This is a genomic window from Pseudoalteromonas neustonica (genome assembly GCF_001653135.1).
Taxonomy (GTDB): Bacteria; Pseudomonadota; Gammaproteobacteria; order Enterobacterales; family Alteromonadaceae; genus Pseudoalteromonas; species Pseudoalteromonas neustonica.
Window position 1 is genome coordinate 307235 of sequence record NZ_BDDS01000004.1, and the last position, 13814, is coordinate 321048.

Annotated in this window: 7 protein-coding genes; 6 read left to right on the plus strand and 1 reads right to left on the minus strand. The window is 40.2% G+C overall.

Annotated features, from left to right (window positions below):
- Positions 1–33 precede the first annotated feature (33 nt).
- The 5 genes from A7967_RS08690 to A7967_RS08710 all read left to right on the plus strand — a co-directional run bounded on the left by A7967_RS08690 (position 34) and on the right by A7967_RS08710 (position 8857).
- A complete protein-coding gene (locus tag A7967_RS08690; RefSeq protein ID WP_054206709.1) occupies positions 34–1041 on the plus strand; it encodes a LacI family DNA-binding transcriptional regulator in 1008 nt (335 codons plus the stop codon).
- Positions 1038–2258 carry a glycosyltransferase gene (locus tag A7967_RS08695; protein ID WP_054206710.1) on the plus strand — a complete coding sequence of 407 codons (1221 nt, stop codon included), beginning with the start codon at positions 1038–1040 and terminating at the stop codon, positions 2256–2258. The genes A7967_RS08690 and A7967_RS08695 overlap by 4 nt, the downstream gene beginning before the upstream one ends.
- Positions 2259–2385: 127 nt before the next feature.
- On the plus strand, positions 2386–3612 hold the full coding sequence (locus A7967_RS08700; RefSeq protein WP_082379074.1) for a threonine/serine exporter family protein: 1227 nt from the start codon (positions 2386–2388) through the stop codon (positions 3610–3612).
- A 1001-nt stretch (positions 3613–4613) separates the two neighbouring features.
- A complete protein-coding gene (locus A7967_RS08705) occupies positions 4614–7220 on the plus strand; it encodes a TonB-dependent receptor (RefSeq protein ID WP_054206711.1) in 2607 nt (868 codons plus the stop codon).
- A gap of 227 nt (positions 7221–7447) precedes the next feature.
- Positions 7448–8857: a TonB family protein gene (locus A7967_RS08710; RefSeq protein ID WP_231659112.1), complete on the plus strand. Its 1410-nt coding sequence runs from the start codon at positions 7448–7450 to the stop codon at positions 8855–8857.
- On the opposite strand, the gene A7967_RS08715 is transcribed toward A7967_RS08710, so the two are convergent.
- The gene (locus A7967_RS08715) at positions 8838–11009 is read right to left on the minus strand and encodes a winged helix-turn-helix domain-containing protein (RefSeq protein WP_157601518.1); all 2172 of its coding nucleotides are present in this window, start codon (positions 11007–11009) and stop codon (positions 8838–8840) included. The genes A7967_RS08710 and A7967_RS08715 overlap by 20 nt on opposite strands.
- Positions 11010–11208: 199 nt before the next feature.
- Here A7967_RS08715 and A7967_RS08720 point away from each other — a divergent pair, with 199 nt between their 5' ends.
- The gene (locus tag A7967_RS08720; protein WP_054206713.1) at positions 11209–13770 is read left to right on the plus strand and encodes a TonB-dependent receptor; all 2562 of its coding nucleotides are present in this window, start codon (positions 11209–11211) and stop codon (positions 13768–13770) included.
- Positions 13771–13814 lie beyond the last annotated feature (44 nt).

Sequence of the window (13814 nt, forward strand, 5' to 3'; positions counted from 1 at the left end):
ATTGGTCCATATAATCACTGTCTCGTAATCTAAATGAAAAATAAAACCGACAATATAACCATTTTTGACGTTGCCAAAGAGGCACAAGTTTCCAAGTCAACGGTCTCCTTAGTACTCACTCAAAGTGACAAAGTCAGTGATAAAAGTAAAGAAAAGGTATTGCAAGCAATTGATAAGTTAGGTTATGTATATAATCGCGATGCTGCTGCACTGCGCAGTCGCCGTTCTAACTTAGTGGCGCTAGTCATCAATGACTTAACCAACCCCTACTCTGCTCAGCTAGCTGTTGGGCTTGAAAACCATATTCATGCGCTTGGTATGCTGCCTATGTTGGTAAACACCGCAGAAAGTGTTGATCGTCAAACACAAGTTGTTAAAACACTTAAAGAGTACAACGTCGCCGCTTTTATAATGTGCCCGGCACCAGGAACTACACAACAGTGGGTTGATGAACTTATTAACAGTGGCTTTCCTGTCATTCACATCATGCGAGAAGTTCCCTTTTGTGCAGCCCCAACGATTTTACCCGATAACAAAAAAGGCAGCCACCTAGCCACCACCCATATTCTGCAACAAGGTATTGAAGACATTGCGTTTATAGGTGGAACCGACGATATCTCAGATTATCATGAACGTTTAGCTGGTTTTAAAAGCGCCTTACAATATTTCAAAATCAGCGATGATAAGCCATGCCTAAATGCAGTAACTAATCGCCAAGGCGGACGCGATGCATTTAACTCGCTGTATGCTCAATACCCTGATACAAAAGCAATCATTTGTTTTAACGATGTCATTGCTTATGGTGTTATTGAAGCGATCCGCGAGCAAGGCTTAATCCCAGGCAAAGATATAAAAGTTGTCGGCTTTGATGACTTAGCTGATTCATGTTTAATGTCACCTTCTTTGAGTAGCGTGACCATCAATGCAAATGAGATAGGCAAGCGAGCCTGCCACGTGTTGCAAGAATTACTTAGCCACGGCACGCCTGCGGTAAGAACATTAATCGACGTACACCTAAAAGTAAGAGATTCAAGTCAATGAAAAAAGTATTAGTAATTGGCTATGTGTGGCCAGAGCCCAATTCATCAGCGGCAGGCACGCATATGATGTCGTTGTTAAACACATTTACAGCCCAAGGTTGGGACGTTGAATTTGCCAGCCCTGCACAAAAAACTGAGCACATGGTAAACCTTAGTGATTTTGGTATTAGTAGTACAACTATCGCTCTCAATTGCGCTAGTTTTGATGAATATGTTGCACATTACGCCCCTGACATTGTCATGTTTGACCGTTTTATGATGGAAGAGCAATTTGGTTGGCGCGTAGATAAATACTGCCCTACAGCATTAAAAGTACTCGATACAGAAGATTTACAGTGTTTACGTAATGCCCGCCATGAAGCACATAAAGGAAATAGAGCGTTTGATCACAGCGATTTACATTCTGATATCGCAAAACGAGAAATTGCTGCTATTTTACGGTGCGATTTAAGTTTAATTATTTCCAGTTATGAAATGCAACTTCTTGGTGATGTGTTCAAAGTAGATAGCTCGCTATTACATCATTTGCCTTTTATGGTCGATTTAGCTGCACTGCCAGAGAAAACTAAATCGTTCGATGAACGTGAACACTTTATGACCATAGGTAATTTTCGCCATGCCCCAAATTGGGACGCAGTTTTATACCTGCAACAAATATGGCCACTGATCAGAAAACAGCTACCACACGCGCAACTGCATATATATGGCTCATATCCGCCACCAAAAGCCACAGCCCTGAACAATCCCAAAACAGGATTCTTAATTAAAGGCTGGGCAGATGATGCATACGAGGTTATGCAAAGTGCACGCGTATGCTTATCACCTCTTCGTTTCGGTGCTGGTATTAAAGGTAAGTTACTAGAGGCGATGATAATGCAAACACCAAGCGTTACAACGTCTATCGGCAGTGAAGGCATGCATAATGATCTGCCATGGAATGGGTCTATTGAAAACGATCCACAACATTTTGCTGACGCAGCTGTTGCTCTTTATCAAGATAGCGTTTTGTTTGCACAAGCACAAAACGCGGGTGCGGCTTTATTAGAAACACATTACGATAAACATCCGCTGGCAAGTCAATTGGTTGAAAAAATTCAAAGCATCACTCAACAGCTCAAAGCTCACCGTGAAAGCAATTTTACGGGCCAAATGCTTAAACACCACACGATGCGCAGTACTCAGTACATGGCACAATGGATTGAAGCAAAGAACAAGTAAACTAAGTTAAGAAAAAACTAGACAGGCGGGGATTAGTGTTTAAAATCGCCGCCAATTACATAGGCAATTTAAGCTACATTGTCTATATTTTTTAACTGAACAATTTAACCTTTGGTTCAAACATCATTTGAAAACCGCAACGTTTACTGAAAAACGAAAATTTATCGTTAAGCTTGGCAAAATGCTCCATAAATATGGCACTCCAGCTTATCGACTCGAAGCCCATTTAATGGAAGTGGCAACATACCTTGATCTTAAATCATCGTTTGTTATGTCCCCCACATCCGTTACTTTTGTTATCTGGACTGACGGCCACGAAGACGAATACACCCACGTTGCACGTGTTGACCCTGGCGATCATGATTTAGGTTCACTCGCCGACACCGACGACCTTGTGAATCAGATGCTAAACGGCGAACTAACTCTGCAAGAAGTTGACCTTCAGCTTGATGCCATTTTTGTTATGCCCAACCCTTATAATAAAGTAACAACCGGTATTGCTTTTGCTACCTCTGGTGGAGCTTTTGCAATGCTAATGGGCACTAGCTGGAATGACGTATTCTGGTCTGCGACTTTAACATTAGTTGTTTATTTATTTGTAATGTGGTCAAGCCGCTCCAAAAGAGTAGCGCACATGCTTGAACCACTCGTTGCCATCGTCTCTGCTATTTTGGCATGTGCGATAAGCGTTTACTTAGATGTGGGCATTAATATACGGCTAGTCGTGCTGTCAGCCATCATTGTGTTTATACCCGGGCTTGCATTGGCATTAGGGCTTGCAGAACTCGCAGCAAGACATTTAGTGTCAGGTACAGCGCGCGTCATGGACTCATTTATGTTGTTGTTTAAGCTTTATTTTGGTGCCTTTATTGGTATTGCGATAGGATTTGCTATTTTCGGTCAGGTTGATTTTGTACCGCCAGAGCCTTTACCAAAATGGACTGCATGGCTAGCAATTCTACTTTTATGTAGTAGCTTAATCGTTATTTTTAGAACTAAACTCAAACATGCTTCATGGTCGATTGCGTCAGGTTTTATTGCTTATGGCACAAGTATTGGCTCTGCGATGTATTTGGATTACACCTTAGGGACATTCGTAGGGGCATTTTCTGTCGGTGTTTTTAGTAACTTATTTAATCGTATCGCTAATGCACCTGCGTCTATCGTTGCTATGCAGGGCCTAATAGTACTAGTACCGGGGAGTAAAACCTATATCGGGCTAAATTCACTTATTGAAGGGCAAGATTTTGTTTATGCTGAACATATCGGGCAGCAAACATTTCTAATCTTTATGTCACTCGTAGCTGGCTTAATCTTTGCTAACGTAGCATTACCACCGAAAAAGAGTTTGTAACACACACCCGAGTCATTTAAATGCAAGTTCACATAAAACCAATCCATTGCGCATTTACAGTGACTTGGGAGCTACTCCTAAATCTATATCAGTTATTCCCTGTTCATTAAATAGATTAAAAAGACTCATTTAAAACTTAACTTATTCGAGTCGAAAACAATCCAAATTTTATTAAATACGTGACCATTCTCGCAAAATTATATAACTTACTGTGACAATAATTACTGATATACGCCTTGTATGGGGCCAAGTGGTAGTTCAATGCAGAGCAAGTGTCGAAGGTTATCAATTTATTTATTGACATAAGATATTTTAAAAGTGGCGTATGGCTTCGCATTCCTCCTTTCTAATGAACTACGCCAAGGCTTTTCGCTTAGGCTCAAATTCGCTTTGCGAAGAGGAGTATCTTAATTAACCTACGGTCACGTGCAAGCGGCAGAGAATTGAACCCAAAGAGATTAAAACCTTAATTTCAACTAATCACAACGTCACTCGATGTATGATATAAAATCGTAAATACAAACCATAATTAGCAACAACCCTCTTCGAGATATTTTATCTTTTTAGTTTCATTCATGACATCTACCCTATTAATTTTTAATCAACTAGTTGTGAATCAAAAGAGAATCAACAATAAAAATCAATAAGTAAACTTAATTTATTAAATTAATTCACATAAAAAATAAATATAAAACAATTGATTTTTATGGATTAAATTTAAATTTCACATCATTTTATTTTCAATTTAGTTACTTTCATAACTATTCACTTAAATTCAAGACTCTGATTTTAAAAAGGCGTTTAATAGAGTCACAAACAAAGCAGGCTCTCGTTACTTTCTATACAAGAGTAACTATTAACTAATTTTTTAGTGATCTGTATTTGTTTGTAAGCAGGGTTTTGCAAGATCATTCGGCTATTAAAAATGAATACATAAGTACGAATTGCAAACCGACAATTTGATACAACAAAATGAAGTTTTGATTCAAGGGGAATCGAGGATGTTAAAAGTAAAAATGAATAAACTGCATCTAGCAGTGAGCGCATCGCTTATTACATCAGCATTAAGCCTACCTATGGTAGCACACAGTGCCGAAGCAAAAAGTACCGATGAAGTTGAAGTAATACAAGTACGCGGTATTCGCGGCAGTGTCGTTAAATCACTTAATACAAAGCGTTACTCAGATTCAATCGTTGATGCTGTAACCGCTGAAGATATCGGTAAGTTCCCCGATCAAAACGTCGCAGAATCACTACAACGTATAACAGGCGTATCAATTAGCCGTAATTTTGGTGAAGGTGAACGAGTTAGTATTCGTGGTACTGCTGAAAGCCAAAACCGAACTTTATTAAATGGTCAAGCCGTTGGCTCTGCCGATTGGTGGACAAACTCAGCAGCGAGTCGTGGTTTTAACTACACTATGTTGCCTTCTGAAATTGTATCTGGCTTAGAAGTATATAAGTCACCTGAAGCTGACATAGATGAAGGCTCAATTGGTGGTACCGTTATTGTTCGTACACGTAAACCTCTTGATTTAGAAGCCAATAAAATTGCTGGCTCGGTGCTCGCGCAGCACAGTGAAATTTCGGGTGAGACCGACCCACAGTTATCTGTCATGTATAACTTTAAGAATGACGATGAAACATTTGGTGCACTTATTTCATTAGTTCGCCAACAGCGTAATCTTCGCCGTGACGGAATTGAATCATGGAGCTGGGCAAAACGTGACATCACTTTAACTGATGGCACAGTTCATAAAAATGTATACAGCCCAGGCGGCGGCGGTTCAGCTATGTTCTTACAAGAGCGTGTCCGTACCGGTATTAACTTAGCCATACAATATCGCCCAACTGAACAATTAGACTTAACTTTTAATGCATTAGATTCAACGCTTGAAGCAAATAACGAAAATCAAAACTTCTTATGGATCCCAGGTTATGGTCAACGTGCAGCTGAGTACGACCAAAATGATGTTTTAACTCGCCCTGCAGATCCACATTACAATAGCGTAGACCTTATTAATCACGACAAAGTGGGTCAAATGTTAGTCGGTGGTGAGCTCGCATTGTCACCAACAGGAAACAACATTCTTGATGAAACCAAAGTACGTAACTCTGAGATTAAAACTAAATCATATGATTTAAAGGCTGATTACCAAGGTGAATTGTGGCTAACCAGTGTACATGTTGGTTATACCGAAGGCAGTGGTGGTTCAGAAGCTGACCGAAGTGTGGGCTGGGAAGGTAACTACGTACACAGCTTTGATACTTCTGCTGTGGAAGATGTACGTACCACATATGGTGCAGATCCTGCAGACGGTAAACAATGGGATTTAGGTTTTTTACGCTACGACAGCAACAATGCTAAAGATGATGAAACGTACTTACAAGTTGATTTTTCGCGCCCAATTGACATCGCTGTCTTTAATAATGTGAAGTTTGGTTTGAAATACCGTGATCATTCTCGCTTTAATACAAAACACACTACCGACAACCGTACAGATTTAAACTGGAATTTGGCTGATTACTCACTTTCAATGCCATCAGATTACCTATCAGGGCTAGGTTCTGACGGCACATTACGTAACTATGCAATCACTGATTCAAATAAAGTTCGTGCAGAAGGTGATGCACTAGACTGGAATTACCGCGTACTAAAAGCAAGTACCTTTGAAGTTGAAGAAAAAATCACCGCTGGTTATATAAAAGCAGATATTGATGTTGATGGTATGCGCGGTAACTTAGGCGTACGTTTAGTGCAAACTCAACAATCTACAGCAGCGTATGTTGGTACCAGTGGTTCTGAAGTATGGACTCATGATGATCGTGACTATTTTGATATATTACCGAGCATCAATTTAGCCGTTGACTTAGATGAAGATTTACTACTTAGATTTAGTGCCGCGCGTGTTATGTCTCGTCCTGATTACGCTGCAATGACACCATCTACATCTTATAACCTTGAAACTAAAACAGGCAGCGGTGGTAATCCTGAAATCGACCCGTACCGTGCTACACAATTTGATACGGGTATTGAGTGGTACTTCAGCGAAGCAGGCTTGTTCTCTGCGGTCGTATTTTACAAAGATATTCAATCATTTTTAGATGTTACACCCAGCCTAGAAACACACGAAGGCGTAGAAATATTAGTAAACCGCCCTACTAATGGTCGTTCTGGACGAATTCAAGGTTTAGAGCTTGGTTATCAACAAGAGATCTATGATGGCTTTGGTGTAAATGCAAACTATACGTTTGTAGATGGCGAAGCAAAAGACGCAGACGGTAACGATACTATTATTCCTGGCAACTCTGAGCACACAGTTAACTTAAGCACTTACTATGAAACAGAGACCTTTAGCACGCGTATTTCATATAATTTCCGTACTGGTTATAACTCAGGCCAAGGCCATGGCTATGTAGATGATTACGGTCAAGTAGATGCTAACTTTACTTATAATGTAAATGATAACTTAGCACTGGTATTCGAAGCCATTAACCTAACTGATGAGCATACGTTTAGCTATCAAGAAGAAGGCGTACAACAAGCACTTACAGGTGTGTATGCTGATGGTCGCCGGTTTGTAGCTGGAATTCGCTTTAACTTTTAAAGTCGTTTTTGTCGAACTCCAAGCTAACACAGGTATTCGACTCTCGCCATGGATGGCAACCCCTATGCCCAGGGGTTTAAAGCAGGTAGTCATTTGACTATCTGCTTTTTTTCGTTGTAGGCAAATTAAAGTATTACTAAGGCAAACCCGCCCTAGTAATAATAAACAAAACAAGTACAATCAATAGTTAAAAACGTTACTTGGTCAACATCGGCGAAACTTAATACGTGTCAACAAGCGCAGCAATTCATCTTAAAATACAATACATAGGGTTTTGTAGTTACAAATCCTTAGTAATATTGTTTTGCCTGATTTTTACGCCATTAACGAAAGCAGATTTACTCAGCGCGACGCTTAATTACCACCAAGGAAGCTATAGCGAAGCGAAACGTGAATTTTTACAACTTGCCCATTTAGGTAATGCAGATGCGATTTATAATGTTGCAGTGATGTATTTACACGGTCAAGGTGTCGAAAAAAACAAAGCCCAAGCATTTGCTTGGTTTAGTTTAGCAGCAGATTTTGGCCTACTTGATGCTCGCGATACAGCTATGCTGATTGCGGAGCAAACAGATAATAAGCAACCACTTGATGATGCCTATGATGCGTTACTAAAACAACTTAGCTTTCAATGGTATGACCAACAATTACGGCCAGAATTAAACGCCAGTCCTGCATTGCATTTGAGCCCTGAACGTCGCTACACAGTCGAGCCTAAATATCCCGAACACGCATACAAAAATGGCATTGAAGGTTGGGTATGGTTAGAGTTTGATATTGATAAAAGTGGCGCAGTCACTGATATTACTTTAATTGATTCATACCCTGAAAAAACCTTTGATAAAGCAATTATTAATGCCGTTAGACGTTGGCAATACCAAGGTAATAACCAAACCTTACCTTACTATAATCGCTCTTTGCTTTACCATTTTACAACCTACAAAGGCAAGCAATACGAACAAAGCTTTAAGAGTCAACAGCGTGAATATAACGAAAAAATTTCAGATCTAATCGATGCTGCTGAACAAGGCAACGCGTTAGTCCAATATTATATTGCGAATTGGCTGAGTTCAAATGATTACAATGCTACACGCTTACTAAAATATCATTGGCAACAAGCCAACGCCAATGGTGAGCTCTTGTTACGCTCTGCCGTAAACGGCTATGCTAATTCGCAGTATCGAATTGGTGCAAATATGCTGCGAGGTAAATATGGCAAAGTTGATCGCGAAAAAGGCTTAAACTGGATTTTACTTGCCGCACAAAGTGGTTTTGCTAGTGCGCAATACCGCTTAGGCCGAGAGCTATTAAATAGCCAGTATGTCGATTACGCCCCAAATAAGGCGCTAAAATGGCTAAGAGCCGCAGCGGAACAAGGGCTATTTAGTGCAAAACGCGATATTGCCTTGTTACTTTTTGATTTAAAAAAACCAATGCAGCAAGTCAGCACTGCCCTTAATGAAGCGTTGGCTGGTGATAATGAACACCCACAATTATTATTGCTAAAAGCGAAAATACACGCTGCTACTGGTAATTCAAATGATGCTAGAAAGCTTTCTAATAGCGCACTAAAGGAGGCTCAAACCCGCAACTGGGATCAAAGTAGCATTAGGCACTTTATTGCGACATTGCCTTAGCTGCTTTGTGTAATAAAATATCAGTCTCAATCCCATCTACTTGACTAAACACAACTTGACTTCCATCTTCAGAGCTACTGATATTGAGATTAATATCAATATCATAACCATATACACCAAGCTCTTTTATAAATACATTTCGGTTTTGCTGTGTTAAATAACAATACAGCAATAGTTGATGACCTTGACGTAACACATAATAAATCCCTTGTTTAAAAACCGCGGGTTTAAAAAGCTCAAGCGAAGGTAACAACTGCGAAAGCGGTAATTGATGTTCCAATACCCTCGATAGGTAAGTACGTACATGTAAATCATGTTCTAAATAGGAACTATTGAGCTGCCATAAAGCATGCTCTTCATCTAATGTTTCAAAGTTAGTATTATCTGCAACCAATGTATTACTCATTAGCTGAATATCGTAGCGCCAATCTTGCCATTGTGGTTGCTTATTAATGCCTCGTGCGCTTTTCACTTGATAATAAATACTGTGGCTGTCTTGTGACCAATGCACCCCGTTGAGTTGATCAAAACCAGAAATAATGGGCACTAAGCGGCGTGAAAAAGTGTTAATCAAATAGATATTCTGCTGCTCGTCAGCCAACAACACATTGTCACCATTAGGAGAGAAAAGTAGATACTTTGGTGTAATATCACTGGGTAATGTGGCAATAAGATTAGCCGTTTTACGCTGCTTATGTTTTAACCACACCTCGATATGTTTAAACCCTGTGATGCCTCTTCTTTGCAATGAAATAAACGCACTTTGCTGCCCGTCTGGTGATACGGCAGGCAAAATATCCATCCGTGCTGACGATGATAGTTGCATCGTACTTAGGATCTCAGGGGTATCTTTGCTTAGGTCTAATTCAATTTGATACAAATTCACCCTTGCCTGCCCTTCAGCATGAGCGATATCTCCGGTTTGCGGGTTAACAGCTAAATCAGCAATAAAACCTAATGGTTGGTGTACTACCTGTTCGTTACCTTGATAATCATAACGACGTAATGCATCATCTCCTAACCAATAATAATTGTCTTGCGTATCAAATAATAACGGTGCATGGCTATGACGGCTTCGTTTTATTTCATTGCGTTTAAGTGAGCCTGTTAAATCGACCTCACTGACGCTAAACCACCCCTGATCTTTTTCAAGTAACAACATTTTTTTATGGTCGTTTATATCAAATGTGATTGGCTTAAAATCACCGACTATTTCTTGATCTAATAAGGTTGGCGTAGGCGAGAAGCCTAACGTATATTTTACAAGGCGTGGCTGCTCATCTTGCCAATGAGTCGTATAAATAGTGCTTTCATCCACCCAATGTAATTTGCTAGGCCCATGACTTTGTTGGCATCGGGTTAATCTAAATTCAGGGCTCAAACGCCAAGTTTCAATCGCATTCGATACTGGCATAACACGGATATCACAGCTAATAGGATCATACCTAAAGTAAGCAAGCCATTTACCATCGGGTGACCATACTGGCGCTTCTTCTGAATAACCGGAACTTTTAATACTATGTACCGTTTTACTTTGGTGATCATAAACAGCTAAATCAAACTGACTTTGCTGATCGTTTGATTGGCTAAACGCTAAATATCTGCCACTGGGTGAGTAACGTAAAAATACTTCAGCACCAGGAGCTGAAGTAATACGAGATTGATATTCATAGTTTAGAATGGGCACGTTAGGAGAGAGTAAATACTGACTAACTAATGTAAGCCCGGCACCTAAAATTAAGCCTACAGCAACAAATAAAGCAGATATTCGCGGCGTTGTAGGGGTCACTTTTTCTAGGAACGAAGGGGCATCACTTACTTTTGCTATTAGCTGATAACCAACCCGCGGTACAGTACGAATAAACAAAGCCGTATTTTTATCATCATGCAAGCTTTTTCGTAATTGCGTGACCAACTGGCTTACTGAATTATCACTTACAACAACATTAGGCCACAGCGTATCCATAATTAAATCTCGAGATACTGGCTGCCCTTGATTGTTTAATAGTAACTTTAGCAATACCAATTGCTTAGCTTCAACTGCACACCAGCTTCCAGCAACTTTTATTTTTAAGGCTGCAAAGTCAACAAGTACATCATTAAGTAATAACTGTTTTGGTATGGTTGTAGGCATCGCTCGTTTTTCACACACGTTAATCTATGGTTAAATAAGCCAAGAAGGCGTATTATAGATAAATATGATTCATCATAACACAGCACATTAATAGCTACTTATTTTATAAGCACTTAATCCGTAGCGAAATTTTCAAATCGTTTTAATTGGGTCGGGTATGACGATAAACACACTAAAATTTGTTAACATAACGATTCTTTTCCCTCTTTGTTTTTTTATGGGTATAACGAGCGCTGTAGCTGAGACTAATAAAAAGCAGCTAGAAACCATACAAATTAGGGGGTTTCATGACAGCGCTATCAAATCACTACAAGATAAACGTGATAGCAATTCGATTATAGAGGCTATTAGCGCACAAGATATCGGTAAATTTCCTGATAAAAATGTTGCTGAAGCACTCCAACGGATCACGGGAATTTCTTTATCACGCGCACAGGGGGAAGGTGAACGCGTAGGTGTAAGAGGCACAACCCCAGAACAAAATCGCACCTTTTTAAATGGCCAAGCTATCGCCTCCGCAGACTGGTGGATTTCAACTCAACCAAACCGTGGCTTTAACTATACCTTATTACCTGCAGATCTCGTCTCTTCACTTGAGGTTTATAAAACACCACAAGCCGATCATAATGAAGGTTCATTAGGTGGCTCTGTTAATATTAAAACACAACGACCGCTGCACACAGATAGCAACCACTTTGTTGCTAACGCACAAGTGCAATACAATGATTTATCTGGCGAATTTGATCCACAACTAGCCATTTTTTATAATTGGACAAATTCAAAAAAAGATTTTGGTGCGCTTATTACTGTAACGCGAAATAAACGCTCACTGCGCCGAGATGGCCTTGAGTCATGGGGCTGGCATGAACAAAATTTTAACAAAAACCCCGATGATACTCTAAGCCCCACGACCAATGAAAATGCTGATATTAAAAACCTTTGGACACCCGGCGGCGGCGGCTCAGCCATTTTTCAACAGCAACGTGTTTTAACCAGTGCCACAGCCAATTTTGAATACCAACCAAACTTAGATTGGAATATACAGCTTAACACCTTGTACTCCGTCCTCAATGCCGACAACAATAATCAAAATTTTTTATGGCAACCAAGTAGCGTATTTGCTCGCGGTGGTAGCATAAGTAATGTACTTATAAACGACAATACATTGAGCTACGCTCGTTACTCACAAGTCCCAGGTGATAATTCGCAAAACTTACCTTTTAGTACTGCAATGGAGGCTATTTGGCGTGATTCACAAATCAATACTAGCAGTGTTCATCTAATTATCAGTCAGCAAGCTCACTTGTGGCAAAATCAATATCAACTTGGTTTTACCAAAGGAGGTGGCGGCTCAAAACAAGATCATACATCACAGTTTTCAGCGAATACCGCGTTTAGCGTCGACACTAGGCAGCGCAAAAACATTGTTGCCAGTTACGACACTTCCCCACTCGATGCAAAATCATGGCAACTCACACAAGCGCGCAACGACAGCCAAGACTCCAATGATCAAGAATTATATTTGCAAGGAGACTTTGAACGCGCTATTGATCATTCAATTATCAGCGCGATCAAAATAGGGGCAAAGTACCGCGATCATCAACGCGATTTTATTCGTTATCGCTCATTCAATGGTGCATTTGATGGCATAGCGCAGCAACTTGACTGGACCTTAGCTGATTACCCAGCAACGTTCCCTCAAGGATTTCTAGCTGGTATTGGCAATCAACACACGCTAAAAAATTATAGCTATGCTGATATAGGTGCGTTGTCTGCAGACTTCGCAGACATCGATTTTATCCAACAAGAAGAAAAAGCCAGCCGCTTTGATATTCAAGAGCGCACTACCGCAGGTTATGTTAAATTAATGCTTGATGGCGATGAGTACCGCGCGAACCTCGGTGTAAGGCTTGTTAACACTCAGCAAAACTCGGGAGCATACCGACGCATTAGTTCTGTTGGCTCCGAGCAAGATCGTTTTATGTGGCAGCAACATAAAAAGGATTATCTAGACATTTTACCCAGCGCCAACATCAGTATCGATCTCAGCGAAAATATAATCGCCAGAGTAAGTGCTGCGCGAGTAATGTCACGTCCGCAGTATAATCACTTAATGCCTTCAACAAATTATAATGTTACTCAAGCACAAGGCCAAGGCGGCAACCCTGATCTCGATCCTTATCGTGCCAATCAATTTGATTTAAGCGTCGAGTGGTATTTTGATGATGCCGCCCTGCTCTCATTTGCCTTATTTAATAAAGATGTTGAATCGTTTGTTGAATTTAAGCGTAGCATTGAACAACACGAAGGCATTGATATGACAATAGATAGACCGATAAATGGCAGCGGCGGTACTATCCGCGGTGTTGAGATTGGCTACCAACAAGAACTCATTTATGGATTCGGCTTAATCACCAATTATACCTTTGTTAATGGTGATCGCACAGATAGTGTCTCAGGGCGCAATAATTATGTTCCTGGCACCTCAAAACACACCATTAATTTAACCAGTTACTATGAAAATGATTGGATAAGTTCACGTCTTGCGTACAACTACCGCACTCATTTTGCCACTGGCGTAGGGGAAACCATGATGGATGACTTTGGTCAGCTTGATGGCAGTATTACCTTTAAAGTATCTGATAGTTTTGACTTTGTTATTGAAGCGATAAACCTAACCGATGAGATCACTTACCTGTATGAACGTAATGAATATGCACCAACGGGGATTTACCAAAATGGTCGTCGCTTTTATCTTGGCGTTCGTTATAGTCATTAATCGTCAAATACGGAGCTTAATCGCATTTATTAGTTTGTTAGGTA

Bases quoted from the DNA above. Each gene is read 5' to 3' on its own strand.
- A7967_RS08690 (WP_054206709.1), top strand. From the start codon at position 34: ATGAAAAATAAAACCGACAATATAACCATTTTTGACGTTGCCAAAGAG.
- A7967_RS08720 (WP_054206713.1), top strand. From the start codon at position 11,209: ATGGGTATAACGAGCGCTGTAGCTGAGACTAATAAAAAGCAGCTAGAA.
- A7967_RS08695 (WP_054206710.1), top strand. From the start codon at position 1,038: ATGAAAAAAGTATTAGTAATTGGCTATGTGTGGCCAGAGCCCAATTCA.
- A7967_RS08705 (WP_054206711.1), top strand. From the start codon at position 4,614: ATGTTAAAAGTAAAAATGAATAAACTGCATCTAGCAGTGAGCGCATCG.